The 26,483-nt window shown below is 47.1% G+C and carries 22 protein-coding genes; 13 read left to right on the top strand and 9 right to left on the bottom strand.

Annotated elements, in window-relative coordinates; translation table 11 throughout:
- Nucleotides 1-207: 207 nt before the first annotated feature.
- Nucleotides 208-2,100, bottom strand: coding sequence for a YfbK domain-containing protein (locus tag ACO08K_RS01505; protein ID WP_421794616.1), 1,893 nt, complete (start codon nt 2,098-2,100; stop codon nt 208-210).
- Between the two features lie 271 nt (nt 2,101-2,371).
- Here ACO08K_RS01505 and ACO08K_RS01500 point away from each other — a divergent pair, with 271 nt between their 5' ends.
- Complete coding sequence (locus tag ACO08K_RS01500; protein ID WP_421794615.1) at nt 2,372-5,770, top strand: amidohydrolase family protein; 3,399 nt, start codon at nt 2,372-2,374, stop codon at nt 5,768-5,770.
- Nucleotides 5,771-6,118: 348 nt separating this feature from the next.
- Nucleotides 6,119-6,625, top strand: coding sequence for a DinB family protein (locus ACO08K_RS01495; protein WP_421794614.1), 507 nt, complete (start codon nt 6,119-6,121; stop codon nt 6,623-6,625).
- Nucleotides 6,626-6,811: 186 nt separating this feature from the next.
- Here the strand turns inward: ACO08K_RS01495 and ACO08K_RS01490 are convergent, their stop codons facing one another.
- From ACO08K_RS01490 to ACO08K_RS01480, 3 genes are all read right to left on the bottom strand, one after another.
- On the bottom strand, nt 6,812-8,200 hold the full coding sequence (locus tag ACO08K_RS01490; RefSeq protein ID WP_421794613.1) for a glycoside hydrolase family 30 protein: 1,389 nt from the start codon (nt 8,198-8,200) through the stop codon (nt 6,812-6,814).
- Between the two features lie 67 nt (nt 8,201-8,267).
- The gene (locus ACO08K_RS01485) at nt 8,268-9,161 is read right to left on the bottom strand and encodes an EamA family transporter (protein WP_421794612.1); all 894 of its coding nucleotides are present in this window, start codon (nt 9,159-9,161) and stop codon (nt 8,268-8,270) included.
- A 148-nt stretch (nt 9,162-9,309) separates the two neighbouring features.
- Nucleotides 9,310-9,663 carry a hypothetical protein gene (locus ACO08K_RS01480; RefSeq protein WP_421794611.1) on the bottom strand — a complete coding sequence of 118 codons (354 nt, stop codon included), beginning with the start codon at nt 9,661-9,663 and terminating at the stop codon, nt 9,310-9,312.
- A 420-nt stretch (nt 9,664-10,083) separates the two neighbouring features.
- Here ACO08K_RS01480 and ACO08K_RS01475 point away from each other — a divergent pair, with 420 nt between their 5' ends.
- Nucleotides 10,084-10,452, top strand: coding sequence for a hypothetical protein (locus ACO08K_RS01475; RefSeq protein ID WP_421794610.1), 369 nt, complete (start codon nt 10,084-10,086; stop codon nt 10,450-10,452).
- Here the strand turns inward: ACO08K_RS01475 and ACO08K_RS01470 are convergent.
- The 4 genes from ACO08K_RS01470 to ACO08K_RS01455 all read right to left on the bottom strand — a co-directional run bounded on the left by ACO08K_RS01470 (nt 10,449) and on the right by ACO08K_RS01455 (nt 14,914).
- Nucleotides 10,449-11,174: a tRNA threonylcarbamoyladenosine dehydratase gene (locus ACO08K_RS01470; protein ID WP_421794609.1), complete on the bottom strand. Its 726-nt coding sequence runs from the start codon at nt 11,172-11,174 to the stop codon at nt 10,449-10,451. The two genes, ACO08K_RS01475 and ACO08K_RS01470, sit on opposite strands and share 4 nt — an antisense overlap.
- The gene (locus tag ACO08K_RS01465; RefSeq protein ID WP_421794608.1) at nt 11,171-11,794 is read right to left on the bottom strand and encodes a TatD family hydrolase; all 624 of its coding nucleotides are present in this window, start codon (nt 11,792-11,794) and stop codon (nt 11,171-11,173) included. The genes ACO08K_RS01470 and ACO08K_RS01465 overlap by 4 nt, the downstream gene beginning before the upstream one ends.
- A gap of 285 nt (nt 11,795-12,079) precedes the next feature.
- Complete coding sequence (gene upp, locus ACO08K_RS01460; protein WP_421794933.1) at nt 12,080-12,730, bottom strand: uracil phosphoribosyltransferase; 651 nt, start codon at nt 12,728-12,730, stop codon at nt 12,080-12,082.
- 228 nt (nt 12,731-12,958) lie between these two features.
- Nucleotides 12,959-14,914: a transglutaminase domain-containing protein gene (locus ACO08K_RS01455; RefSeq protein ID WP_421794607.1), complete on the bottom strand. Its 1,956-nt coding sequence runs from the start codon at nt 14,912-14,914 to the stop codon at nt 12,959-12,961.
- A 107-nt stretch (nt 14,915-15,021) separates the two neighbouring features.
- On the opposite strand from ACO08K_RS01455, the gene ACO08K_RS01450 reads away from it, so the two are divergent.
- Genes ACO08K_RS01450 through ACO08K_RS01435 form a run of 4 tightly spaced genes read left to right on the top strand, consistent with a single transcriptional unit; the run spans nt 15,022 to nt 19,845 of the window.
- Nucleotides 15,022-15,711, top strand: coding sequence for a hypothetical protein (locus tag ACO08K_RS01450; protein ID WP_421794606.1), 690 nt, complete (start codon nt 15,022-15,024; stop codon nt 15,709-15,711).
- A gap of 9 nt (nt 15,712-15,720) precedes the next feature.
- Complete coding sequence (locus tag ACO08K_RS01445; protein WP_421794605.1) at nt 15,721-16,896, top strand: hypothetical protein; 1,176 nt, start codon at nt 15,721-15,723, stop codon at nt 16,894-16,896.
- A gap of 5 nt (nt 16,897-16,901) precedes the next feature.
- A complete protein-coding gene (locus ACO08K_RS01440; protein ID WP_421794932.1) occupies nt 16,902-19,178 on the top strand; it encodes a tetratricopeptide repeat-containing sensor histidine kinase in 2,277 nt (758 codons plus the stop codon).
- A 1-nt stretch (nt 19,179) separates the two neighbouring features.
- Nucleotides 19,180-19,845: a response regulator gene (locus ACO08K_RS01435; RefSeq protein ID WP_421794604.1), complete on the top strand. Its 666-nt coding sequence runs from the start codon at nt 19,180-19,182 to the stop codon at nt 19,843-19,845.
- On the opposite strand, the gene ACO08K_RS01430 is transcribed toward ACO08K_RS01435, so the two are convergent.
- Nucleotides 19,842-20,918 carry a helix-turn-helix domain-containing protein gene (locus tag ACO08K_RS01430; protein ID WP_421794603.1) on the bottom strand — a complete coding sequence of 359 codons (1,077 nt, stop codon included), beginning with the start codon at nt 20,916-20,918 and terminating at the stop codon, nt 19,842-19,844. The genes ACO08K_RS01435 and ACO08K_RS01430 overlap by 4 nt on opposite strands.
- 79 nt (nt 20,919-20,997) lie before the next feature.
- On the opposite strand from ACO08K_RS01430, the gene ACO08K_RS01425 reads away from it, so the two are divergent.
- From ACO08K_RS01425 to ACO08K_RS01400, 6 genes are all read left to right on the top strand, one after another.
- Nucleotides 20,998-21,906 (top strand): TolB family protein, encoded by a 909-nt coding sequence (locus tag ACO08K_RS01425; protein ID WP_421794602.1) that lies wholly within the window; start codon nt 20,998-21,000, stop codon nt 21,904-21,906.
- A gap of 99 nt (nt 21,907-22,005) precedes the next feature.
- Entirely contained in the window at nt 22,006-22,623 is a 618-nt protein-coding gene (locus ACO08K_RS01420; protein WP_421794601.1) for a HupE/UreJ family protein, read from the top strand.
- Nucleotides 22,624-22,710: 87 nt separating this feature from the next.
- On the top strand, nt 22,711-22,971 hold the full coding sequence (gene yidD, locus ACO08K_RS01415) for a membrane protein insertion efficiency factor YidD (protein ID WP_421794600.1): 261 nt from the start codon (nt 22,711-22,713) through the stop codon (nt 22,969-22,971).
- Nucleotides 22,972-22,996: 25 nt separating this feature from the next.
- Nucleotides 22,997-24,064, top strand: coding sequence for a porphobilinogen synthase (gene hemB / locus ACO08K_RS01410; protein ID WP_421794599.1), 1,068 nt, complete (start codon nt 22,997-22,999; stop codon nt 24,062-24,064).
- A 176-nt stretch (nt 24,065-24,240) separates the two neighbouring features.
- On the top strand, nt 24,241-25,287 hold the full coding sequence (locus ACO08K_RS01405; RefSeq protein ID WP_421794598.1) for a LamG-like jellyroll fold domain-containing protein: 1,047 nt from the start codon (nt 24,241-24,243) through the stop codon (nt 25,285-25,287).
- Nucleotides 25,288-25,650: 363 nt separating this feature from the next.
- Nucleotides 25,651-26,385, top strand: a complete 735-nt coding sequence (locus ACO08K_RS01400; RefSeq protein ID WP_421794597.1) for a hypothetical protein — start codon at nt 25,651-25,653, stop codon at nt 26,383-26,385.
- Nucleotides 26,386-26,483: the final 98 nt, after the last annotated feature.

Genomic DNA, 26,483 nt, shown 5'->3' with positions numbered 1-26,483 from the left:
AGAAATTTTATTTTATCAAAACTACAATTTACTTGTGCAAAGTTGGGAATATCAAGATAGGATAGATGGCCCTTTTATTCGTTTTTTTACGCAATCGTTATCGGGAACGTTCCCATGTGGAGGGATTGGGGCATAAAAAAAGGCCAACATGAATGCATGTTGACCGTTCACAATATTAAGCGTGCTAAAAAGAAAAGATATTACATTTTATTTCTCAGCAGTTTCCGTTTTGCCCATCAGCCCTACGCTCTCGATCATACGGATCATTTCGGCGCGATAACCTTCAGTATCTTTACCCCGGGCACCAGCGGCCAGCTTTTTGCACTGCTCATAATTGGCCTCTCCCTTAAATTCGGAGTTGCGCAGCAGCATCCCAAAAGTAGCGACTGCCGCAGACCAGCGGAAATTGTCACTCGACTTGCTCAAAGCGACATTTTTATCCATCACCACTTCTTCCATCAATTGACTGTTGTCGGCCTCGGGAGCTTTATAACGGAACTTGACGGTCAAGAGTTCATTCGAGCGGTTGGCAATTGGCTTCAGGTCGCGCTGCTGGTATTTGAGGTCTTTGTCGGCAGCCAGAAATTTGCTTTCGATGCCTACAGGGATGATTTCGTAAAGAGCCGTAACGGTATGGCCTGCACCCAACTCACCTGCGTCTTTTTGGTCGTCGTCAAAATCGGCGTTGTTCAGCACCCGGTTTTCGTAGCCAATCAGGCGGTAGCCTTGTACCACGGCAGGGTTGAACTCCAGTTGCAACTTGACGTCTTTGGCAATGGTGTACATGGTGCCACCGAATTCGCTCACCAATACACGGCGGGCTTCATCCAGGTTGTCGATGTAGGCGTGATTGCCATTGCCACTGTCGGCCAGTTTTTGCATTTTATTGTCTTTGTAATTGCCCATGCCGTAACCCAAAACGGTCAGGTATACACCACTTTTGCGCTCTTCCTCTACAATGCGCACCAGCTCGCCATCACTGCTGACGCCTACGTTGAAGTCTCCGTCGGAAGCCAAGATGACCCGGTTGTTGCCACCTTTGATGAAATGCTCTTTAGCGGTTTGGTAAGCCAGGCGGATGCCTTCGCCACCGGCGGTAGAGCCACCAGCCTGGAGTTTGTCAATGGCTTCCTTGATTTTGGTTTTGTTGTTGCCCGTGGTGGGTTCTAGGACCAAACCGGCTGCTCCAGCATAAACGACAATGGCTACACGGTCCTGTGGGCGCAATTGATCCGCCAGGAGTTTGAAGGAAGTTTGTACCAGGGGAAGTTTATTGGCGGCATTCATACTACCCGATACGTCGATCAGGAAAACCAAGTTGGCAGCTGGCAAATTTTCAGATGGGGTATGTTTGCCTTGCAGGCCGATGTGTACCAGGCGGTGTTTAGGCTGCCAGGGGCAATCGCTCACTTCGGTAGTGATTGAAAAAGGATGTTTGCCCGTAGGCTCTGGGTATTCGTAGTCGAAATAATTGATCATTTCCTCGATACGCACTGCGTCTTCTGGTGGCTTTTGGCCATTGTTGATGAAGCGGCGCAGGTTGCTGTAGCTGGCTGCGTCAACATCGATGGAAAAAGTGGATTGGGGCTCCTGGGTAGCGCGGTGGAAGCGGTTTTCCTGGATGCGGTCGTAGTCTTCGGTGTTGAAGTTGGGCTGGGGAGCATAAGTTCTGTTGGCATAACCAGCAATGCCTGGAGTAGACAAACTACTCATCTCCTTTTTGGCTTTTGATAAAACAGGTCTTTCGTATTCTTGTGCTTTTCGATCTTCTACTACGACTACTTCTTCAAGCATTTTACTGGCTTTCAGTTTTACACTTATAGGTTTACCTGCACAAACTTTGGCTTCTTTTACCTCAAAGCCAATGTAACTGATTTCCAGCGTGGCGCAAGAATCTGGGCTGATCAAATTGAAAGAACCATCCAGGTCGGTCATTGCGCCCGTCGTGGAGCCTTTGAGTAATACCGTTACACCTGACAATGCCTGACCGGCTTCATCGGTAACTTTACCTTTTAGTTCATAGGTTTTGTCGGTTCCCCGGAAGCTTACAAATCCAAGGAGCAGGACAGAAAGGGCAAGGAGAATGTTTTTTTGGAACATGGCTTTGTAATTTTTCTACAGGATGCAGCCTTGTACGGAAATGCATAAAAGCTTTGATAATTTTTTTCTTTCCCTAATTTTATCTTTTTTAATAGACTTTATGAACAGAAGGTGCTTGAGGCAGAACTGAGGGATTTTTGGCCTGATTGAGGCTTATTTTTGAGTGCGTAGCAGCGCTACGGACGAAAAAATAGCCGAAAAGCAGGCCAAAAAGACCCAGTTCTGGCCGAGCAACCTTTTGTTCATAAAGTCTAAAACACTGATTCAACACATGAAACCAAATTACATCACCCGATTTACCCTCTTGCTGGGGCTACTCAGCCTGGGGTTCAGTGCAGTGCAGGCACAAGAAACCGGAGCCAAAAAGGACACGAGCAAAGTGGCCGTTAAAAAAGACTCCAAAAAACCTTTACCCCTGGAGCCCGAGCGCAAAATCAAACTCCAGGTTACGGAAGGCACCTGGATGTCGCTCGACGTCAGCCCGGATGGCCAAAGCATCGCTTTTGACCTCATGGGCGACATTTACAGCATTCCCATCGCCGGTGGCAAAGCCAAACAGCTGACCAATGGTATGGCTTACGACACCCATCCTCGCTGGAGCCCCGATGGTAAAAAAATCGCCTTCACCTCCGACCGCAGTGGCTCCGAAAATGCCTGGTACATCGATTTTGAAAAACAGGACACCGTACAAGTCACCAAAGACAGCGACCAAAACTACCAATCGGTGGAATGGACGCCCGACGGCAATTACCTGATTGTATCCAAGGGTGGGCGCAACCTGAAACTATTTATGTTCCACAAAGATGGGGGAGGAGGTACCCAACTGATCAAAACACCCGAAACTTTAAAATGCATCGAACAGGCCTTTGGCAAAGACAGTCGCTACATCTGGTTTTCTCGCCGCACCGGAGCCTGGAACTACAATGCCATTTTGCCCCAATACCAATTGGCGACTTATGATCGGGAAACCGGGCAGGTGGAAACCCGCACCGAAAGAGTAGGTTCCGCCTTTACTCCAACACTTTCCGCCGATGGCAAATGGTTGGTATACGGCACCCGGTTCAACGAACAAACCGGCCTGGTGAAGCGCAACCTGCTCACTGGTGAAGAAGCCTGGTTGGCTTATCCGGTTCAGCGTGATGAGCAGGAGTCGATTGCCCCATTGGGGGTTTATCCGGCGATGTCTTTTACGCCTGACTCCAAATTCGTTATCGCTTCTTATGGCGGTAAAATCTGGAAATTGCCCATCGATGGTGGGGATGCGGTGAACATTCCGTTTGAAGTGGATGCCGAAATTGGCATGGGCCCGGCGGTAAAATTTGATTTCCCGATTTCGGATGAAAAAACGATGATCGCCAATCAAATTCGCGATCCAAAAATTTCGCCTGATGGCAAAAAACTGGCCTTTACCGTACTCAATCGGCTGTATGTGATGGATTATCCGGCGGGGACGGCCAAAAGGTTGACTACATCCAACTTCACCGAAGCCATGCCCGTATGGTCGCCCGATGGCAACAGCATTGCTTACGTTACCTGGGAAAACAAGGAAGGGCATATCTATAAGGTGAACGCGGGTGGCGGTGCCCCTACCAAGCTAACCCGATCTGGAGCGATCTATTCCGACCTGGCCTGGGATGCCAAAACCAAGCGCATTGTGTTCACCTATGGTCCTTCCCAGGTTTTTGAAGACGCCTACAGCCCCTTCTTTTCCGGAGCAGCGGCCAACCTGGGCTGGATTAGCGCCGATGGCGGCGAGGTTACCCGCATCGAAAATGCCAATGGCCGAGGCAATCCTCACTTCGTGAAGGCTGATGAACGCATTTATTTGTTCAGCGGAACCAAAGGTTTGGTCTCCATCCGTTGGGACGGTACCGATGAAAAAGTACACCTCAAAGTGAGTGGCATCACCACTTATCCGGCTGAACTGGGGCATACCCATTGCCTGATGATCCACAGCGAAACGGAGCCAACCCCTAAACCATCGGAAGCAGAACTGATCACCATGGCCCCCGAAGGCGAACAGGCGCTGGTGCAGATCAACAATGAAATTTATGTGGTAACAGTCCCTAAAACCGGGGGCGAAGTGCCGAATATTTCGGTAGCGAAAGCAGAAAGTGCCCAATTCCCTGCTCGCAAATTGACCACCATCGGCGGCCAATTCCCCCACTGGACAGCTGATGCCAAACGGGTAAACTGGTCGATTGGCAATGCTTATTTCTCCTATGACCTGGCCCAGGCCAAATTGGTTGAAGACCAGTTGAAAGCAGAAAAGAAGGCCCAGGAAAAGGAAAAAGCCAAAGCCGAAGCGGAAGGCAAAAAGCCGGAAGAGAAAAAGGACGAAAAGAAAGAGGAAGACAAGTCCTACAAAGCCGGAGAAATTCGGGTAAAAGTTACCGTTCCCCGCGACGTGCCAACAGGAGTAGTCCTGCTGCGCAATGCCCGCATCATCACCATGAAAGGCACCGAAGTCTTTGAAAAGGGGGATATCCTGATCGAAAACAACCGCATCAAGTCGGTTGGCAAAGCGGGCTCTATCAAAGCTCCGGCTGGCGCCAAGGTGATGGACATGGCTGGCAAAACCATCGTTCCCGGCTTTGTGGATACCCACGCGCACATGTGGCCTTATTGGGGTTTGCACAAAAGCCAGGCCTGGATGTACAATGCCAACCTCGCTTACGGTGTAACCACCACACGTGACCCACAAACCGCCACCACCGACGTACTTACTTACGGCGACATGGTGGAAAGTGGCCAAATCCTGGGTCCACGGATTTATTCCACTGGCCCCGGTGTCGGTTATTGGGCCTATCGCCTGGAAAGTTTGGAGCAGACCCGCAACGTACTCAAACAATACTCTGAGTACTACAATACCAAGACCATCAAAATGTACCTGACGGGCAATCGCCAGCACCGCCAGTGGGTGATCCAGGCGGCCAAGGAGCAGGGTTTGATGCCGACTACTGAAGGTGGTTTGGATTTTAAACTCAACATGAGCCAGTTGCTGGATGGTTACTCGGGGCATGAGCACGCATTCCCGATTTACCCCATTTATAAGGATGTGATTAAGTTGGTGGCTGAATCCAAGATGTCGTATACCCCAACTTTACTGGTGGCCTACGGTGGCCCTTGGGCGGAAAACTATTACTACGCCACGGAAAATGTGGTGGGTGATAAAAAACTCAATCATTTTACACCAAAGGCAGAATTGGATGAAAAAGCACGGCGTCGGCCAGGATGGTTTTTGCCAGAGGAACACATTTTCCGCCGCCACGCCGAGTTTGCCAAAGCCTTGGTGGAAGCTGGAGGCATTGCCGGGATTGGCTCGCACGGTCAGTTGCAAGGTTTGGGCTATCACTGGGAACTATGGGCTGTACAATCCGGGGGCATGAAAACCCACGATGCACTGCGGGTGGCAACCATTCTGGGTGCACAGGCGATTGGTCTGAGCAAAGACCTGGGCTCGCTGGAAACTGGAAAACTGGCGGACTTGCTCATTTTGGACAAAAACCCACTGGAGAACATTCGCAACACCAATACCATCAAGTACGTCATGAAAAATGGCCGCTTGTATGAGGGGGATTCGTTGAATGAGGTGTATCCAAAGGTACAGGCTGCTCCGGCACCGGAGTGGAATGTGGCGCAGCCAATGGGAGTTCCAGGGATGAAGTAAGCATCGTGGTTATTTAAGACCACAACGACATTTTTTTAGCACAAAGGACACAAAGGCGCACAGAGGACACAAAGGTGAGACGTTGACAAGGCTTTACATCCAAAATAAGATAAATTTCAGGCGTATTGCTTTGTCAAAATCGCGTCTTTGTGTCCTTTGTGCGCCTTTGTGTCCTTTGTGCTCATTTTTTCATTGTGATATTTGTAAAATTCGGGATGACTAAAGTTTTTCGCCCATTTTTTATTTACCTGAGTTTATTTTAAAAAAATCACCATCGCGTTTCTACCCCTGACATACCGTTGACACAGCCCACCCTTACCTTTGAGGTACATTCAAACATCAACAGCAATGAATTTACAACACTTGATCACCAATTACGCGGAGTACAATTTATGGGCCAATGAGAGACTGGTCAACTGGCTCAAAACCAAACCTCAAGACATTTTTCAGGCCGAAGTTCCTTCCAGTTTCCCCAGCATTTTAAAAACATTGAACCACATTTGGGCGGTAGAAGAATTTTGGCATTCGGTGGTTGCGGAAGAAGCGCTGAATGGCAGTCGGTACGGCAATCAAGACTTGGAAGTTGACGAGGTTTGTGCGGGGCTCATCATTGAGTCGCAGGTTTTGCACCACTATGTCAGTGGGCTTTCGGAAGCTGATCTATTGCAAAAGGTACATTTGGATACGCCTTGGGTGTCAGGCGAAATGCCCCGTTTTGAATTCCTCCAGCATGTGTTCAATCACAGTACTTATCACCGAGGGCAGGCCGTTACGATCGGGCGGGTGCTCGGGCTGACGGATGCGCCGATGACGGATTACAATTATTTCAACATGGCGAGGGTGGCGCAGAATTGAGTTGAATTTTGCGTAAAAAACATGAGTCATCTCAAATTTCTTAAAGCATTACAAAAGCGATATTTCTTAATCACAAAGGAAAAAAAGAGGACACAAAGCGAAGCGTTGTCAAAGCCTAACTTTGTGTCCTTTGTGTTTCTTTGTGTTTTCTTTGCGAAAATCATGTCGCTTTGGAAGCTATCCCAATCACCATACCAGCGTCGCCACTGCCCCTGCCGCCAGCGTATGAGTAAAACCCTTCACCCCCACATTCACCCTGAAAGTCTCTGCCTTCCCACTGTCATTCACGACCAGCAGCACCGTTTTTCCATCCGGATTTTTAAAAGCCACATTCGCCAGTGACAAGGTATTGTTCGAAAAAATCCGTTTCGCCCCGGGCTTTACAAATTTGGAAGCATGGGCCATGATGTAGTAGGCCGGATTGCGGGTTACCTTATCCTGATCCAGCGTAATGGCTCCCAAACATTCAGTGCAACCCCCATCCGTGTGCGGATTCTGCTGCGGATCGGCGGCCAGGTTCCATTCCAGTACGGTTTTGGCCCAGTTGCGGGGGGCGCCAATCATCAGGTTTTTGATGTGCCATTTGAGGTCCCCCTCCATATTTCCGGGAGAACCGATCCACTGCTCAGTGAAGTAGAGGTTTTTATCAGGATGGGCCGCATGTACTTCCGATAGCGCCTCAATCGGGCCGCCGTACAAGTGAAATGCCGAACCATCGATGAATTTTTTGGCCACCAGATCATTCAAAATGGCAATGGGATAATCCGGGCGATCCGCGTTGTGGTCGTAAATGATGATTTTGGTTTTGATGCCGTTTTTGACAAAAGCCGGCCCCAGGTGGTTTTTGACAAAATTCGCCTGTTCGTGTGGGTACATCAGCAAAGAGGGGTTATTGCCGGGATGTAAGGGTTCGTTTTGCACAGTGAGGGCGTCGATGGTAATGCCTTCCGCTTGCATGGCCTTGATGTATTTGACCAGGTAGAGTGCGTAGGCTCCGTAGTATTCAGGTTTGAGGCTGCCGCCTTTGGAGTTGCCATTGCTTTTCATCCAGGTGGGTGGCGACCAGGGTGAACCCATGATTTTGATAGCCGGATTGACGCGTAGGATTTCTTTGAGCATCGGCAAAAAGTCTTTGCGCTCGGGCTCCAGGCTGAATTTTTGCAGGAGCGGATCCGTTTGCCCCTCTGGCAAATCATTGTAAGAAAAAACATGATCACTCAGGTCCGAAGCCCCCACGCTGATGCGCAGGTAGCTGATTCCGATACTGCCAGGGGCTCTGGGATCGAATAATTCTTTAAGCAAAGCCGTACGTTTTTCGGCACTCATTTTTGCCAACAACTGGGTACTGCCCCCAGTGAGGGTACAACCAAATCCATCCATGGATTGATAGGTTTTGAGGCCATCAATAAAAATGGTGGGCAGGGTTTCGCTGCCCTGAGCTGGGCTGGCCGCAATGGTAGATTGTTGTAAAAATTGTTGGGTGGCCGGGTGAGTAGTCCAGCACTGGATTTGAGCTTGTAGGCTGACAGCAAAGAGCAGCACAATGCCACTCAGTGTTTGGTATCTGATGCGCATGTAGGTAGGTTTTAAGTAGTAGACTTTATGAACAGAAAGTCCAACAAGTGTAAGCAAAAAAGGGGAGCTAATCCTGCTTTTTTCCAAAATTCGCATTGATAAAAAACACCCCGGTGAGCATAATCGCCGCAGCGATCAGGGAGCGGGTGGTCACTTGTTCGTTGTTCAAACTCCAGCCAAGGAACATGGCCACGACAGGGTTGACATAATTGGTAGTGGCTACTTTTTCAGGTGATACTTTGGTCAACAAATAATTAAAGGCCGAAAAAGCGATCAGGGAGCCCATCACGATCAGGTAAAAAAAGGAAAAAATACCCTGGGCAGTCAGGTTTTCCCACTCGAATTGCTTGTAATCGCCAAAAATCAAACTCATGATCAATAACCAAATGCCTCCACAGGTCATCTGCATACCTGCCGATTGCATTTTGGACTTGGGTAAATTCGCCTGCCCGATGTAAATTGAAGCATAACCCCAGGCGAAAAGGGACATTGCAATAACACCTACGCCAATAAGGGTGTCGCGATCTGCCGCGATTTGGGGTTGTCCAACCAATAAAAACATTCCCAATACACCCAAAGCTACTCCCAGTAAACTATGCAATTGTGGGCTTTTGCCACGCATCACCCACAAAAGCAGCACGACAATTAAGGGCTCGAAAGATACCAATAGCGCGGCCATACCACTGTCCACCCATTGTTCAGCCCAGACCACCAAACCGGTGCCCAGGGCCATGAACATCAGACCGATCCAGGCTGCGTTTCTCCATTGTGCCAGGGTAGGCAGAGGGATTTTGCGCAAGGCGGCTACGCCAAACAAGAGCAGTCCCGCCGTCAAAAAGCGAGTGCCCGACATCAAAAAAGGTGGAATTTCGAGAATGGCCAGGTAGTTGACCAAATAGGTGGAGCCCCACACGAGGTATACCGTGGCAAAGGCAGCAATAATGAGGTAGCGTTCGCGCATGAGTTGATGGTCAGCCCAGGAGCTTATTCCTGGGTGGGGCACAAAGATCATTAAAAACCAGGAAATTGTTAAAGTCTGGTGAATTGACTTTTTGAATGATCTTTGTGCCCTTTCAAGCAGGTCGGAGCAGGGACCCCAAAAGGAAGCATTATTTCATTGCTGAAACTTGTTCTTTTTTGGGTTTGTCACTTGGCATAGTAGAAGTGGCTACTTTTACCGGAGCTTTGGCGGGGGCAGGTTTGATGCCTTCACAAATGTACTCCAGTCGTTCTACCAGGCCATTGTACTCTTTTTCCAATGCTGGTTTTTGAGCAGGGTCAACCGCTTTGGTTTCAGCCTTAGCCTGGAAGCTGTTCCAATCTTTTTTCAAAGTTTGGTATTCTTCCGAAGCACTGGTAGCATTTGGTTTTTCTGGTTGGTTGGATTGTTGGGCCAGGGCAAAATTCATAGAAATGGCCATGGCCAGCAGCGTTGAAAATCCAAATTTGATTTTGCTTTTCATGTTGTCAGGGATTGCGATAAAAATTAAATTTGGGTCTAGGACTGATTTATGTGTTTAGATCCTCAAATACAACGCAAAGGTGCCCCCTTCTGATCGACAAAAACAATGGCCTAACCCAAATGGTCGACCGAAGCTCGATATGGCATCGACGAAATTGTTGAAATTATCGACCAAAGTGTATATTTATCCGACCAAGGTCTTTTTTTGATCGAAAAAGGGTTTTATTCTGCCTTCCTTATATTATTAGGCATTAGGTTAGGTTTGTAAACCAATTTAGGGAGTAAATTTTGAAAGGAGGCAAGACGCGAAATTTAATTTTGTAGATTCTTGAATGGATTAGCGCATTGGACTACAAAATATCCGGTATATTTGCGCCTTGAAAACTAATTACAACCCCAAAATCACCAAATACAATCGTTCATGGACCATCGAAGTCATTCGATTACTACATTAGCTGCACTAACTGGTGTACTTGCTTATCTCACGCCGATCGGGTGGGTATTGGCTTTTGTGATTCATATTATCCGCAAGGAAGAGTATCCCGCTTTTCACCTTCGGCAAGCAGGAGGAATTTACCTAACCTTGGCCATATTGTTGTTCTTGAGCACCATCCCGTACCTTGGCTTTCTGCTTTGGTTGCTTGGCCTTATTTTGTGCTTCTTCTTGTGGGTGGTTGGGTTTATGGGGGCAGTACAAAGTTACCGAACCATTATTCCATACTTTGGCCCATACTTCCAAAGTTGGTTCAATATCAGCCGTTTGTTGGGAGGGTATTCCGATGAAGATTAAAGCAGGCCGCTCAATTTCCGGATGACGTAACTCGCCATATGGATGCCAAACAAGGCCGGCAGGTAGGAAATGGTGCCATAGTAGGACTTTTTGTAGGAGCTGCCAGAAGTGAGTTGCAGGGAATTGGGCATCACGAGTTCGGTAGAAAAAACCACCGGGAAACCCTTTTTGATGCCTCTCTGGCGCAAAAACTTGCGGGTCTGCTGGGCAAAAGGGCAATTGTAAGATCGAAAAACGTCGTCAATTTTTACTTTGGATGGATCCACCCGGCCACCTGCGCCCATCGAGCTGATCAGGTTCACTTTGGCATCCAGGCATTGAACCAGCAAATTGATTTTAGGTTGGAAACTGTCAATACAATCCAAGACGTAATCAAAGCCGCCTCGAACCAATTCCTCCATAAAATCAGGTTGTTGAAAAGCTTGCACGACTGTCAGCTCAAGTTCTGGGTTGATGTCCAACATGCGCTGCGCCATCACTTCCGCCTTGGGTTGGCCAACGGTGGAGTCAAGTGCAGGTAACTGGCGGTTTTTGTTGCTCACATCCACCACGTCGCCATCAACAATGGTCATTTTGCCCACTCCAGCGCGGCACAAAAACTCGGCAGCAAAACTCCCCACACCACCTAATCCAACGACCAGAACCTTGGCCTTGCGTAAACTTTCAATTTTTTCGGTTCCAATCAACAATTCCGTTCTGATCAGCCAATTGTCTGTGCTCATTTTTTTGATTCCCTTAAAAGCTTGTCTAAGTTGTTTTGCAGCGCGTTTTCCAGTTCCTGGATGGATACGCCCTTGATTTGGGCGGCGCGGGCGTAAAGGTCGGCAATTGGCAGCATTTTATCATCGCTTTCCAGAAAAAGCTTTTCCAGCGGCGTTTGTGCTAAACTTTGTGCTGCTGCACTGTTGGGCTGAAGAATGGCTGCACCATAAGAAATGTAAAAATCTCGGTCTAACAGCGGTTTCAAAACTGTAGCTTTCCGGGCATAGCCATGGATGATCAGTGGAACCGAAGGTTTTATTTTTTGAACGGAAGCAAACAACTCCTCATAGGCACGCACACAATGAATGACAACTGGTTTTTGCAAGTACTCGGCTAAAGTCAAACAATGTTCAAAGACAAATTGCTGATAGACCAAATCAGGCCCCTGCAATTTGTCCAACCCACATTCGCCCAATAGTAACACCTTTTCTTCTCGTGCGACCCTTGAAAGCCAATCCCACTGCTCATCCCGCACCCAATCAACTTCAGACACAAACCAGGGATGCAAACCCACCGAACACGCCGAAGTCCACTGGCCAAGCAAGTCCTGCTCCCGCTGATGAAATGAACGTATGCTCAAAACATCCGGTGAAGAAGACAAATGATGGTTGTGAAAATCGATCAACAATGTAGTGTGTGTGTTTGAGATTGAGTGTGGGTGTGGAGTGTGAAAGTGTGAGTGTGTTGGGGCAGTCCTATGTGACTGCCCTATGTGACTGCCCTATGTCCGAGGGATGTGCACTGCCAACCCACGGATTTATCCGTGGGAGGCCACCCTACTGATCCAACCCATGGCTTTAGCCGTGGGGATGGCCGTGGGAGGCACCATCATGGGGATGGTCGTGAGGATGGCTATCAACGACCATCAATACTGCGCCTTCTCCCCATACGCCAAATCCCCCGCATCACCCAAACCCGGCACGATGTAAGATTTTGCGGTCAATTCCTCATCCAATGCCCCCATCCAAATCCCTGCTTTGGGAAACATCCGGCGCACATATTCCAGCCCGGGCACTGCGGCGATGGCCGTCACAAAATGCAACTCAGCAGGAGTACCATGTTCCATCAACTGCTTGGCCGCAATCACCATAGAAGCACCCGTAGCCATCATCGGATCGGCGATCACCAGGATTTTACCCTCCAGGTTAGGGCAGGACAAATACTCCAACTTAATTTCAAAAGTACCGTCCTTATGGTGTTTGCGGTAAGCAGAGACGAAGGCGTTTTCCGCGCTGTCAAAATAATTCAAAAGGCCTTGATGCAAGGGCAAACCTGCGCGCAGAATGGTTGCCAGAACAATGGGTTTGGCTAGTGCTTTGCTGCTCGCGATTCCCATTGGTGTTTCCACTTCGATGGTATCGTAGGGCAGATGTTTGCTCAATTCATACGCCAGAATTTCGCCGATGCGTTCCATATTGCGCCGAAAACGCATCCGATCATTTTGGGTACTGGTATTGCGCATTTCTGCTACAAAATGGCTCGCAACACTTGGACTTTTACTTAGGTCAAATAGCAATGGCGACATGGATATCAGTTTTTCTGAATTTAGTAACGCAGAAAAATTGACTTCCCGATTTTGGGTTTTGAATAGGAAGTCGAACGTTTCATTTCAAGTGAGCTTCCTATTCAAAAGCCTCATAAAAAATCGGGAAGTAATTTTTGCGTCATACCTGAGCAAGATAAAACCTTTTCCCATAATCTCTACACGAACAATAATCAGGCCTGGGTTTGATTTTACTTACTATTACCTCAAGTCCCACCATTTTTTTAATTCTTCCAGGCGGCTTTCTCGCGATTGTAAATCATTCAACATGTTGCGACTGCTCAACCCGGATTGTTCCAAAAAAGGTTTAGCGCGCAAGTAGGCGGCTTTGGCTTGTTGGATGCGCAAAAGCGCTTCAGACTTGTCTTTTGGACCCAGATTGGGATTTTTGACCAATTTTTCGTGTAATTTATAGGCCACCTGCGCCTGATAAGCACCAATTTGAACATTGGCCAAACCTCCTCCGGCATTGAGGAATTGGACGATGGTTTGGCGTTCAGCGTTGTTGCCACTGCTGCTAATCATTTTTAAACCCTCCACTGCTCTGCGTTCACTTTCGCGATAGCCTTCCAAAGCAGTGCTGAAGTTGCTGTTTAAAAAAGGCAGTGGGTTGTCAAAAACGAGCCGATAGCGCTGATTGATTAAATCGTAGCGGGTTAGGCTTTCATTGGCCAATAATTTGGCCATCAACAACGGATAATCCTTGTCCATTTCACTGAACCCGCTGATTGCAACCGCTGCGGATTTGCCCAGGTCCAGGACTTTTTTCATATTCAGCAGGTTGGTTTTTCCGCGCAGAATCAGCGTGAGATTACCATTTAAGGTTTCTTCGCTAGTGTTGCCTCGGTTGGCGCTAGCATTGAGGTGACTGATCGCGCTGAGGTATAGGCTGCGTGCCCAAAAGAAAATGATTTCGCCGCGTTTTTGCACAATGGCCTGGGTAGTGTCCTGAGCGTACAAATCCAGGGCTTGCTGGTAATAGTTGGAGGCCTGTTCGCATTCCAGGCTGATGCGACGCAAGAACAGTTGAAGATTGGCATTGTTGAGCTGTTGGATGTTTTCGCGGCTGTATCGGCTCAATAAAGTATAATGGATGTGGCCACGTACAAAAATAAGCTCGGCATGCATGTATTCCAGGGGCTGAACTTGTTGTTGCACCATTTGCAGGCGACTCGATTTTATGGCGCCTAAATAGGCCCAGGCTTGGGTGAAGTATTGCTCGATGGACAACAATTGGCGATTGTACCGCAATGTATCAATGGCCTGTTTGGGCGAACTTTCCAGGGCAAACAAACTGCCATAAATATCCACCAGTGCAACTAAACCTTGCTCGTACATTTTTAATCCCAGCTGGGTCAGTGCATAGTCGTCGTTGGGGTTGAAGCGCAAGATACGAGAACAGGTGCGCAAGGTGCGTTGCAAAGTGTCCAACCTGCTCATTTGAGCAATAGTGTCAGCATAAAAGAAAGCGAGTGTACTGGCATTTTTAGGCGCAGGGGAGTTTAAATCCCAGTTCTCCCATTGTGACTGGGTCATCGGGAAACGATTGAGTTGCCAAACGGGGTCGAAAGGGTAGTGGTCGCGGATCATGTCGATAGGTGGAACCAGAAAATACAAATCATCACTAGGAGGGAAGTGAATGCCTGCGTCGGGATCGTAATACCCGGCACCCCAGGTGGGGTCACTGAGCGACCATTCACCCCCAATTTTGATGGCGATCCAGGCGTGACCAATTTCCGGTATTTGACCATCCTCTCTCCTGACTTTTCCGGTGACAATTTCAGCACTGAGGCCCATTAAATTGGCCAAGGCTTTGTACAAATTGGCATAGCCTTCACAAACTCCGCTGCGTTGGGCCAGCACATTTTCGGCCTGTTGCATCAGCGTGTTTTCGCGGGTGCCCAACAGGTTTTGTTCGATGATGCTGTGGTTGTAGCGAATATTGTGAGTCACCCAGGTATAGATGGCCCGGGCCTTCTCCTGTTCGCTGAATTTTCCGGTACCTTTGAGGTAATACGCCAAAGATTCGGGGCTTTTACAAGCTTCTACAGGTGCATTTAGGGCATAGGTGTCTATGGCTGCGTAAACTTTTGCCTGGGCGTTTATCCCTCCAAAAGAAGCCAATACGAGGTAAAATAGCGTGATATGGCGCAACATAGACTTAGGTTTTGCCGTAAGATAACGAATTCTTAGTGTGAAATATTAGCTGCTTGGCGCTTGACTGAAAGTTGAGTATATTTGTTAAATCAACCCAAAAACCCACAATGATGCGAATCCTACCTGTTTTATTTTTTGCAACGCTGCTGCTGAACACGGAAGCAGATGTTCCACTCAACAAAGGTAAAGTAGTCGGCAAAATCGCAATTCCAGAAAATGTACCGCTGCTCAAACGGGGCAGCAACCAAAAATACTGCGAAGAAGAACCTGCAAGTGCACGGAAAAAACAAATCGATTTGGAGAATCACCCAAATCGGCATGTCGTGGTGAGTTTTCACCCTACTGATTTTACTCCTGAATTGAGCCCAACGCCCCGGGCCATCATGAATCAAATGGAAAAAACCTTTGTACCCAAAGTGTTGCCCATCACCAAAGGCAGCACGGTTGAGTTTTTGAACAGTGATACTGAAGTGCACAACATTTTCAGCATGACGCCTCGCGCTACCTTCAACATCGGCCGTCGGCAACCCGGAAAATCGGTGCCTCAGTTGATCGAAAAGGTAGGCGTAGTTGACCTAAAGTGCGACATCCATTGTGGCATGAACGCCTCCATTTTAAGCCTTGATACCCCTTATTTTACCAAAGCCAATGCCAGTGGGAATTACGAAGTAGATGGTTTGCCCGATGGCAATTACCGGGTGCAGGTCTACCATTTTAGTTTGGGGGTTATCGAAGACAACATCACGATTAAAGGTGGTGGTGTGTTCACTAAAAACCTCGCTTTGGTCAAACCTTAATCGGTAGGTATGAAACGCAAAATTGGCTTTGTTTTTTGGTGCCTGTTGACCCTAGTAAAACTAGCTGCACAGGAGAAAACCCAAATAGAAATCAACGGCATTGCTGACCTGGAATATATGGTAGGTGGGATGAGTTCTCACTATTACCTCAATGGAATACACAAAGATCTCAAAAGTGGAGCAGTGCGGCCTTTGGAATTGAACCTCTTGTCCAAAATCCGTTTGAACCCCCAATGGAGTGCCAATTTTCGCTTGCAAATGGAACGGGACGAAGGGCTCAAATTCAATCAAGTCCGTCTTGCCCAAGCCAATGTACAATGGGCACCCGAAGAAAGCCCTTGGTTGTTCACGGTGGGGCGTTTTGTTTCGCCCTTTGGTTTGTTTGCCAATCAGCAACTCTCCACTGCCCGTACTTTTGTGGATGTTCCGCTGGCCTACGGCTATTTTATCAACATCTCCGAACAAGTGGGACAGGTGGATCGCCTGGGCAATGGCACCCAGATTCCCATCAATGGCCGCAACGAATGGGGCATTCCCCTCCAGTACTACAACGGCTATTCCAATGGCTTGAAAGCCCGTTGGAACATCAAACCGGGGAAAAGCTCCCTGGAATTTGCGTTGACTACGGCCTCGCCCAATCTGCCCCGGAACTTCAATTTTGATCCCCTCAATTACGGCGTAATGGCCCGCCTCAAGCTGCAACCCAAGTACTTTTGGAAACAAGGTTTTTCGGGTAGCTTTGGTGAATTTTTGCAAAACCACCCATTGAATGAACAACTTGTTGATCAAACTGGCTACCAACAAACCTTAGTAGGCACCGATTTTGTACTCGGAACCGGGCATTTTGAATGGTCAGGTGAATTGACCGCAGGTTTTTATCGCGTGCCGGAATACAACCCAACGAGTAAGCGATACACCCAAAATCAAAACTTCAATGCTTTTTCCGCCTGGCTGGACACCAAATACGAGTTTCCTTTTTTGGTAGGCACCTATGCCGCCTGGCGGATAGAAACCTTGCAATTCTCAGACGATTGGGATCAGGCGGTATTGCGGAATTCACTGGTATTAGGAGCGAAAATCAAAGATTTTATCCTCTTGCGTAGTGCTTATTGCTTTCAATCCGTTCAAAATAGCAATCAGACTGGCTACAATGCCTGGCGGACTACTTTAACCTTATATTTTTGATCAAGATGCGACCAGAAGCCCGGATAAACATGCTGCTTTATGTGCTGCTTCTGGCGGTTTTGCCCAACTTCTGCCTTGCTTTTTCTACTCCCGAACTCATTAAAAAAGCACAATACTACCTAGCGCAGGATCAACCCGATTCCGCGCAATGGTTTTTTAATAAAGCTATTCAGCAAGCAAAATTGAAGCGGCAACACCAATTGCAACTCGAAGCAGGCCTTGGCCTGGTTGAATCCAGTTTTTACATCGGTGACTATGCCAGAGCCAAAGATCAACTGGAGATCTGTGTAAACTGGGCCCAATCCCGTGCGGACCGCCCTCATCTGCTTCAGGCCTGGTTGAAACACGCAGAAATACATTTTATAGAAGGGAACTGGCCAGATGCTGAAGCCTTATTGGCTAAATTGGAAAAAAAGGCCAACCTAGCCCAAGATCAGTCTACTTTGGCCAGTGCCTATAACTTATGGGCAAAAGTAAACAGCCAACAAGGCCAATTAAACCAAGCTAATTTTTATTTAAAAAAAGGAAAGGCTTATGCCCATCAATTGTCCGATAAAACGCTGGAGATTAATTTTCTCACCCAATTGGCTACCAATTACAAGAACCAGGATGGGGCACTCATTCAAGCTCAAGCCTACCTGGAAGAACTGATCCAATTGCGCAAGAAGACCCAGGATAAGAACAATCTGATTGCCGATTATCAGGAGCTGGCCGAGCTACTGCAACAAAAGGGCGATTACCCCGAGGCACAGGAACAAAGGCTAAAAGCATTAAAATTAGCCATCTCGATCCAGGATTCCTTGCAGCAAATGGAACTCTTGTACAGCCTCGGTCTGGCCTACCAGCAACAGAATCAGCTCCAGAGTTCGAATGCCTATCTCAACCGAGCTTTGAAGCTGGCTTTGATGAAAAACAACACCTTCAAAGCGGCAGAAATTCAACGTTGTTTAGGTGAAAATCAAGCTCAAGTTGGTCACCCAGCCCAGGCCCGACAATGGTACCAAAAAGCGCGGCAGGGCTTCTCCAGTATGGGCAACGACCTGGAAATTGGCCGCACTTTGGTTCTATTTCAACAGACCGACTCTTCCCGCAAGGCGCTAGCCTATTTTAGCAAAGCCTTGCAATCCAAAATCACCAATGGGGAAATCCTGGGCGAAGTGGAGACCCGCCTGGACATGGCCAGGATTCAGATAGAGGTAAAGGATGCCGCCGGAGCCTTGCGCAGTTTACAACCCTGTGTAGAACTGGCTCAATCTGCAGGTAGTCGCGAACAGTTGTTGGCCGTGTGGGACAATCTGGCCCGTGCCCATGCCATGCAAGGCAATTTTAATGCGGCTTATACTTTTTCCAATCGCCACCAACATTTGAAAGACTCCATTTTTAACCTGGAACAAACCCGCATCATCAGTGAAATGAATGCCCGCTTTGATAATGCTGCCCTGAGGGATAGTTTGCAACAGGCCGAAATAGCGCGCAACCGGGCGGAATTGCGCCAAAAAAACCTACTTAATTATTTGTTGGGCGGGGCACTATTGGCTGGGGCATTGATCGCTTATTTGATGTTCCGAAACTATCGTGCAGGAGTTGAAAAGCAGGTGCAAGCCGAACGTATGGCGGCTCTGGAGAAACAAAGAGAGGCCGATCAATTGCGCTCCATGATTAACGGGGAAGAACAGGAGCGCAAACGTATTGCCCAGGAATTGCACGATGGATTGGGGACCTTGTTGGCCACAGTGAAGTTACAATTCAACGCCGTGCAAAATGAAAGGCCAGACATCGACACCGTCAAATCCTATCAAAAAGCGGACAACCTGCTGGATGAGGCTTGTACGGAGGTGCGCAAAATTTCGTACAACCTAATGCCTGCCATTTTGCAGCAGTATGGATTGGAGTATGCTTTACAAGATTTATGTGAAGGCATCAACCACTCTGGTAGGTTGGAAGTGAGCTTTATTCCGTATGGACTGGATTATGCCTTTGATGACCAAACGGCAGTATCTGTTTACCGGATCGTGCAGGAATTGGTTAAAAATACTTTAAGACATGCCGAAGCCAGTGAGTTGATTGTGCAGCTCAGCGTTGAAGATGATGCATTAAATATTGTAGTTGAAGACGATGGGCAAGGTTTTGATCCTGCTGAAAAACTACAAAACCCGGGGATTGGTTTGCAAAGTATTCAGTCCCGCTTGGCTTTATTGGATGGCAAAATGGAGGTGGAATCTTCCCCGCAGGCCGGTGCAACTTTTACCATCGACATTCCCTTAAAACCCGAAAAACAGTAGTATGGAAAATTCAAACACCATTAAACTCCTCGTAGTAGACGATCACCAAGTGCTGATTGATGGCATCATGGCGCTGCTGGAGAAAGCCGAAGGCATTCGCATCGTACATCAGGCGCTGAATGGCAAAGGTGCTCTGGAGGCGCTCGAAAAGCACCACGCGGACATTGACCTCATCCTACTGGACATCAATATGCCGGACATGAATGGTTTTGAAGTGTGTCAGGAAATTAAAAAACGTTTCCCGGATAAAAAGGTGCTCAGCCTGACCATGCACAGCGAAGCGGGCTTTATCACCAAGATGGTCAAAGCTGGTGCGGATGGCTATGTGTTGAAAAATGCAGGCAAGGACGAGTTGGTTACGGCCATTCAAAGCATTCAACAAGGGGAAAAATACTTCAGCAAAGCGGTGACCAACAGCCTTCTGGATGGTATGCAGGCCAAAAAACCTTCCCGCTCGCAGTACATCCCCAAAATCACCCGCCGCGAAAAAGAGATCCTGCGCCTAATTATTGATGAGTGTAGCACCGATGAGATTGCCGCCAAATTGTTCATCAGCGATACCACGGTGATTTCACACCGCAAGAGTTTGTTGCGCAAGTTGAATGTGAAAAATACAGCGGGGCTGGTGAGGGTGGCGTATGAGTTTAATTTGTTGGCGGAGGATTAACATTTGAGCGTTTGCCTCCTAAACTCCGACGGCGTGCACCCCACCACCTTTTTAAACGCGCCATTAAACACCGAAAGCGTATTGAAGCCACTTTCGTATGCCAACGCTGCGATTTTTAACTGGGCAAATTTTGGGTCGTGCAACAACTGGCAAGCATACTCCACCCGGAAACGATTGAGCCAATCCGGGAAATTACAACCTTCATAAGTGTTGATGTAGTGCGAAAGAGCGTGGGTACTGCTGCCAAGTTGTTGAGCCAGTTTTTCCAAATTTAGCTCAGGGTCGCGAAAACCCTGCTCCTCCTCCATCAATAGTTTCAATTGCCCTTTGAGTTGAGCAATTTGCTCGGTTTTAATAGGGAAAGGTTTACCTTTTTCCCAGGCGTAAGCTTTTTGAAGCGAAGTATAATTTTTGATAAAATAAGCCAGGATCAGGTAAACAATAATGGTGTAAAACAAGGGGCAAAAAATCACACAAAGCACTTTGGCATTGTTGAAGCTGTAGCCCAAAATCAAAATGCCCATGAATAGCAACAAACCCCATAACCACTCTTGCACTTTTTGTACATTCCATCCCTGGGCTATTTTCTCTGCCAAGTTTAATTTTGACCAACGGAAAGCATAAACCAGGTACAAAATCCAATGCAACAAGGTCAACTGATTGACCATGAACCAGCCATTTTTAAAAGGCTCAAAAAAAGTCCCTGCCGGGAGGACGGTTCGGGCCAATATCGCCAGAATACCCAGGCCAATTGCAAGCAATAGCTGTCTTATCCAAAAGAAATTGGGAAGTGGGGCCTTAAACAGGCTGAATACATAGGCTAAAAAACAAGGCCCCAGCGCCAAATTGAGCACCAAACCCATATCAACAAAGTACCACTCCGGGCTACGATAAAAATAGGATAGGGTAGTGATGGCAAAGCGCAAACTCAGCAAAAGCATGAAGTAGCCGAGGAATTGATTCGTGGTTCGGGTTTCCCCTTGCCCCTTGCGCAAGAGATACAAGCCAAACAAAATCCCATTGACAATACCCAAACCACTCAGTGCTGCAAATAAGCTGTCGAATTGATACATGTTGTACTGATGGATTTATAAATCAGGTAGACCGGGACAAAAACGAGCTACATTTTTGCACCCAAAACGATCAATCACCATGCAAAAGTACACGCTTTTTACCACCCGATTTCTGGCTGTCTGTATACTCTTTTTGACCTTTGAGCTACAGTTACCGGCCCAAACCGCTTCAATTTTTGCCCCAGGTATCCTCTCCGATGGGCAAGTTTTTGGGTTAACCCTTTCTCCAGACGGGCAAACTGCCGTTTTTGTGAAAGCCTACGGTGGCCGGGATAGTTTGCAACTTTTTATCTCCTCCCTGGTCAATGGGATCTGGACCAAACCAGTGGTTGCACCCTTTTCCACCCGAGGTACCCGCTGGAAAGACATTGACCCAGCGTTTTCACCGGATGGAAAACTTTTGCTTTTTAACTCCACCCGGCCTTTAAGCACTGGACAAACCAAAGAGGATTTTGACATCTGGGGTGTAAAACGCAATGGCAACAGCTGGGGTGAACCCTTCCACCTCGGAGCCGCCATCAACACAGATAGCTCGGATATTTATGCGACCATAGCCAAATCTGGCAACATCTATTTTTCCTCTAATCGTGCAGGCGGGCAAGGGAAACTCGACCTATACGTGAGCGAATACCGCAATGGAGCTTATCAAACCCCTAAAAACCTGGGCTCGGTACTCAACACCGAAAACCACGACAGCAACCCCTTCATTTCTCCCAAAGAAGATTTTATCATTTTTTGGCGACAAGAACCTGGTGGCTATGGTGCCTCGGATTTGTACATCAGCTTTAAACAAAAAGGCAGTTGGGCAAAACCCCTTAACCTTGGACCCAACATCAATTCCAAGCTGGGCGATTTTTGCCCCTTTATGCAGCCCAAGGGTAAAAAACTCTATTTCAGTCGGACAGAAGTGCGGGATGGCAAAAGGATTGAAGACCTATATTCCATTGATTTTTCGCCAAAGGAATGGAAAGCTAAAGTGGGTAAATAAATTTGACAATTTGAAGATGAGCTAATTTTTGGCATTCGTCGCCCGCTTGGCGAACAGATTGAGGGGCAAAGCCTATCTTTGTTCCTCAACTTTTATGTTATGCAATCAGTTTTTCAAACCTACCTCGGGTTAGGATTCGACCACATTTCCGACCTGGCTGGATACGACCACATCCTCTTTATCGTTGTCTTATGTGCAATCTACCGTTTACAAGAGTGGCGTAAAGTCGCAATTCTGGTGACGGCATTTACCCTGGGGCATTCACTTACCCTGGGTTTGGCGGCGATGAACATCATTGGGGTGAACACCAAGTTGATTGAATTTTTGATTCCTTTGACCATCTTTACCACTTCGATTTACAATGTGATTTTTCACAAATTTGATCAAAAGGAAATCCGCAGTGGTACGTTTAATCGTAACTTAAATGTCAACTACGCTTTTGCCCTGATCTTCGGATTGATTCATGGAATGGGCTTTTCGAATTTTTTTCGGGCGTTGACTTTGCAGGGTGGAGAAAATGACTTATTATTACAACTCCTAGCCTTTAACGTGGGAGTTGAATTGGGTCAACTCGCCATCGTCGCTGTAATTCTACTGTCTTCTTTCTTGGCATTCAATGTGTTCCGCATCAAACAAAGAGAGTACAATCTGTTTGTATCCGGTGCGGCAGCAGGTTTGTCACTCGTGATGATGCTGGAAAGGAATCCATTCACATAATATTTTTGCTAAATTAATGTCATTTTTCGATGAATGACTTGTTTTCTTCGGGATATGACGCTATATTGCATTTAATTGGTAAGAAACATGGTTTTTAGCCAAAATTGGAAACGCTTAGTCAAATTTATTCTTATTCTTCCTATTCGATTCTACAAGGTTGCCATCTGGCCCTTGCTTAGGCCGCATTGTGCATACGAGCCAAGTTGTTCCGCTTACATGATAGATGCTATCGAGAAGTGGGGTGTTCGGGGAGTATGGATGGGGCTCAAACGCATCGGTCGTTGTCATCCCTGGGGAGGTTTCGGATTTGATCCGGTACCCAAACGTCGTGACTCCCAAAACCATTAATTGTTTTTGTTTTAATAGGACACTTATGCTAAAAAGACCTAGACGTAATCGAAGAAACGCTGCCATTAGAGGAATGATCCAGGAAACACACCTTTCCACGGAACATCTCGTGCAGCCCCTGTTCCTGGTTAGCAAAGAAACCTCACGTGAACCTGTGAAGGCTTTGCCTAACACCTACCGACTTGGCCTCCGGGAAACATTGAAAGAAGTGGAAGATTCCCTGAACCTTGGAATCACCAACTTCATTCTGTTCCCAGTGGTGCCAGACCAGTACAAAGACAAGTTTGCTACCTACGGCTATGATGAGGACAATTTTTACCTCAAAATAGCTGCGGAAGTCAAACGCCGTTTTCCCGAAACCTGCCTAATTAGTGATGTTGCCATGGATCCGTACAGCACTGATGGCCACGATGGCCTGGTACGCGATGGCAAAATCATCAACGACGAAACCTTACCGATTCTCGCAAAAATGGCGGTTGCACAAGCTGCGGCTGGTTTTGACCTGCTTGGCCCATCCGATATGATGGACGGAAGAGTAGGTTACATGCGCGAAGCACTTGATGCGGCTGGCTATATGGACACCGGTATTATGGCTTATACGGCCAAGTATGCCAGTGCCTTTTATGGTCCATTCCGTCATGCCCTGGATTCAGCTCCACGTGGAGGGGACAAAAAAACCTACCAGATGGATCCCGCTAACCAAAGAGAAGCGCTGATTGAGGCGGCTTTGGACATCGAGGAAGGAGCAGATTTCATTATGGTGAAACCTGCACTAAACTATCTGGATGTGATCAACTTGTTAAAAACCAATACCGAAACTCCGGTTGCTGCTTACCACGTGAGTGGGGAATGTGCCATGCTCATTGCCGCAGCAGAGAAGGGTTGGTTGGATTTGGATCAAGCGGTTCAGGAAACCCTCATGTGTTTGCGCCGGGCTGGCTCGGATGTGATCATCACCTATTTCACCAAGCACTACGCTCGCCTGATGAAACATGGTCACTTACCAGAAGAACACAAAGAACCTAAAACTCATGCGCGCAGCAAGCGTACGAGTACCAGTATGCCAGCTTTTATTAAAAACTACAAGATTTGATTGAGTAGTTGAATAAAGTTTGGAAGTTGAGGGGTTGATTGCCGGTAAGAGGTAGTCAACCCCTTAATTTTTTGGGCGGTCAAAATTGGATTTCAAATGACAAATTATCATTCGTGGTATTATTGCTAAATTAAATAGGAAAGATTAACTTTGTGCTCTAACAAAACCAACAGATTATGAAAACTTTTCACCTTGTTTTTTGGGCACTTATGCCTCTCTTTGCATTTTCACAGGATTTAAAAAATGGATTGCTTGCCCAATACGAGTTTAATTCCACCCCGCTAAAAGATTTGTCTGGAAAAGGGCATGATGGGCAAAGTGTTGCAATCACCCTGGAGAAAGACAGGTTTGGAAATGCCAATCAGGCCTACTCTTTCAATGGCCTCAGCAGCAGAGTTGAAATTCCTAACCATCCTGATTTTCAATTTGGGAAAAAAGACTTTACCCTAAGTCTATGGCTGAAATACGGCAGTCAGGAAATTGGCAACAATTTAGACTATTCAGCAATTTTCATTAAGGCCGAAAACCCTGTAAATCCGTTTGAAGGGCTTACTGTTTTTGCGGATTATCCTTCCAAAGGAACCGTTTCCTTCAGACAAGAGTGGAACGATCTTTTGTCCACTGTTCCTCAAAACCTCAACGATTCAGCTTGGCGTCATTTTGTATTTCAAAGAAGTGGAGACCGCTTGTTGATTTTTATCAATGCAAGATTGGTGGCGAATCAGAAAGTTACCATACAGGATATGAGTAATAACGCAGCAATTAAACTCGGTGTCAACCATATTTTTAATAATTCTCAAAACTATTTTGGTTTGATGGATGACCTGCGCATCTACAACCGTGCTTTATCACGGACAGAAATATTGATGTTATATCGACAAATGATGCCAGCGAGTGATTCTTCAAACTTGATGCAAGCTTCTGTTTTTGAGCCAGCTGTATACAACGCACCTCAAGTAAGCACTACTTACAAGTTAAAGCTGTTTCCCAATCCACTTAACGGCAGTTTGTTGCACATTGAAGTGCCAGAAAAAGTAAACATTGAAACCATCAATTTACTAGACATCAATGGGCGCAGGGTTTGGAGCCAAAAAATTGCCTCAACTGATGGTTCAGCGTTGATTTCCTTAAGTTTACCAAATCTCAGCAAAGGAAATTATTTTGTTGAAATGTTGGTAGGGGGATCCAGGAAACCCATAGTAGAAAAATTGGTTATTCAATAGTTAGTCATTGGGTAGAATGACCCCGCTTGAAAGCGAAAGGGTAAGACTTGGACTAGTGGGTGGTTGCCGATGATTGGCAACCACCCACTAGTTTTTTAGGGTATGACGTGAGGCCGCCAGCGCCAGAAATTCTTCTGTACTCATCTGGATTGGCTTTGTCCTCAAAAAAAATGAACATTTATTTTTGGCCTACTACTAAATCGCAAATTTAGGAGCCATATCTTTGAAACTTCGTATCTTATGTTCGAAAATTGCGTCATACCAAAAAGGCTTAAGTTGAACGACTCTTCGCTCAGCTCAGCATGCCTCATTGGTGTATCGCTTAGCATACTACATACTATTAAGAGAACAAAACTTATTTCCATGAGACTTTATTTACTCGTTTTAGGTTTCGTACTGCTTTTGTCTTCAAAAAGCAGCGCACAATTATTCTTTGGCATCGGCGCACAACACCAAACCTTTTCTTTCAGCCGCGATGGCAGCCAGGGTTTACAAGGCGTCGATCAAGTCGTGAAATTAGCGGGAGGCGATTTGGACAAGGTTTTTCCCAAGCGAATCCGCTCTACCACGCTTGCACCACAAGTTTTTATTGGCTGGCATTTCCCACAAGAAAATGACTATTACGTCCGGGCACAGGTTGCCACCTCGCAAAATTTTGCACAAACCTTCAAATTGCGGGGAAACGTGAACGTAGAAGGCAAAAATATTCCGCTCCCCAATGCGATCGCGTTGGGCGTTGAAATGGGGCGCAAATTCGACAACAGCACCTTCTTGTTCGGTAGCATCATCTACGACGACGGCGTTCGTTTTTCGGATTACCTCTTATCACAAGGGACCAATATGGATCGCGATGCCATCGACGCGCTGAACAACATCAGCTCGAGGGTAAATTTACTAAGCGGCGCAGGTAAAGGTTTGTTTCAGGTGGCGGTTGGCGGAGGGTACTGGTTGCCTTCACCCAATTTTGACATCCGCGCCAGAGGATCCGTCGGTGCTGCGGGCAAGGCCCTGGTCCTGAACTTTGGCTTTCTGGTCGAATTGCACAAAAAGAACAAAAAAAACCTGGATTTGGAGAAGCACCCAAATTTGTGGTTTTGATCATAACGCTGTTCGAGTGGGTATGGTAAAAAAGTTCTTAGGGTAATTAAGATGGATGAAGGATATAAACACAGAGGGTCGGCTACCATTGATTCAAA

The sequence above is a fragment of the Haliscomenobacter sp. genome, from assembly GCF_965225875.1.
In the GTDB taxonomy this organism is placed as follows: Bacteria; Bacteroidota; Bacteroidia; order Chitinophagales; family Saprospiraceae; genus Haliscomenobacter.
This window is presented reverse-complemented; position numbering and strand designations above follow the sequence as displayed.

Bases quoted from the DNA above. Each gene is read 5' to 3' on its own strand.
- yidD (WP_421794600.1), top strand. From the start codon at position 22,711: ATGGTTTTTAGCCAAAATTGGAAACGCTTAGTCAAATTTATTCTTATT.
- ACO08K_RS01455 (WP_421794607.1), bottom strand. From the start codon at position 14,914: ATGTTGCGCCATATCACGCTATTTTACCTCGTATTGGCTTCTTTTGGA.
- ACO08K_RS01440 (WP_421794932.1), top strand. From the start codon at position 16,902: ATGCGACCAGAAGCCCGGATAAACATGCTGCTTTATGTGCTGCTTCTG.
- ACO08K_RS01495 (WP_421794614.1), top strand. From the start codon at position 6,119: ATGAATTTACAACACTTGATCACCAATTACGCGGAGTACAATTTATGG.
- ACO08K_RS01425 (WP_421794602.1), top strand. From the start codon at position 20,998: ATGCAAAAGTACACGCTTTTTACCACCCGATTTCTGGCTGTCTGTATA.
- ACO08K_RS01485 (WP_421794612.1), bottom strand. From the start codon at position 9,161: ATGCGCGAACGCTACCTCATTATTGCTGCCTTTGCCACGGTATACCTC.
- ACO08K_RS01400 (WP_421794597.1), top strand. From the start codon at position 25,651: ATGAGACTTTATTTACTCGTTTTAGGTTTCGTACTGCTTTTGTCTTCA.
- ACO08K_RS01435 (WP_421794604.1), top strand. From the start codon at position 19,180: ATGGAAAATTCAAACACCATTAAACTCCTCGTAGTAGACGATCACCAA.
- ACO08K_RS01470 (WP_421794609.1), bottom strand. From the start codon at position 11,174: ATGAGCACAGACAATTGGCTGATCAGAACGGAATTGTTGATTGGAACC.
- ACO08K_RS01420 (WP_421794601.1), top strand. From the start codon at position 22,006: ATGCAATCAGTTTTTCAAACCTACCTCGGGTTAGGATTCGACCACATT.
- ACO08K_RS01405 (WP_421794598.1), top strand. From the start codon at position 24,241: ATGAAAACTTTTCACCTTGTTTTTTGGGCACTTATGCCTCTCTTTGCA.
- ACO08K_RS01450 (WP_421794606.1), top strand. From the start codon at position 15,022: ATGATGCGAATCCTACCTGTTTTATTTTTTGCAACGCTGCTGCTGAAC.
- ACO08K_RS01430 (WP_421794603.1), bottom strand. From the start codon at position 20,918: ATGTATCAATTCGACAGCTTATTTGCAGCACTGAGTGGTTTGGGTATT.
- ACO08K_RS01500 (WP_421794615.1), top strand. From the start codon at position 2,372: ATGAAACCAAATTACATCACCCGATTTACCCTCTTGCTGGGGCTACTC.
- ACO08K_RS01475 (WP_421794610.1), top strand. From the start codon at position 10,084: ATGGACCATCGAAGTCATTCGATTACTACATTAGCTGCACTAACTGGT.
- ACO08K_RS01505 (WP_421794616.1), bottom strand. From the start codon at position 2,100: ATGTTCCAAAAAAACATTCTCCTTGCCCTTTCTGTCCTGCTCCTTGGA.
- ACO08K_RS01490 (WP_421794613.1), bottom strand. From the start codon at position 8,200: ATGCGCATCAGATACCAAACACTGAGTGGCATTGTGCTGCTCTTTGCT.
- ACO08K_RS01480 (WP_421794611.1), bottom strand. From the start codon at position 9,663: ATGAAAAGCAAAATCAAATTTGGATTTTCAACGCTGCTGGCCATGGCC.
- hemB (WP_421794599.1), top strand. From the start codon at position 22,997: ATGCTAAAAAGACCTAGACGTAATCGAAGAAACGCTGCCATTAGAGGA.
- ACO08K_RS01445 (WP_421794605.1), top strand. From the start codon at position 15,721: ATGAAACGCAAAATTGGCTTTGTTTTTTGGTGCCTGTTGACCCTAGTA.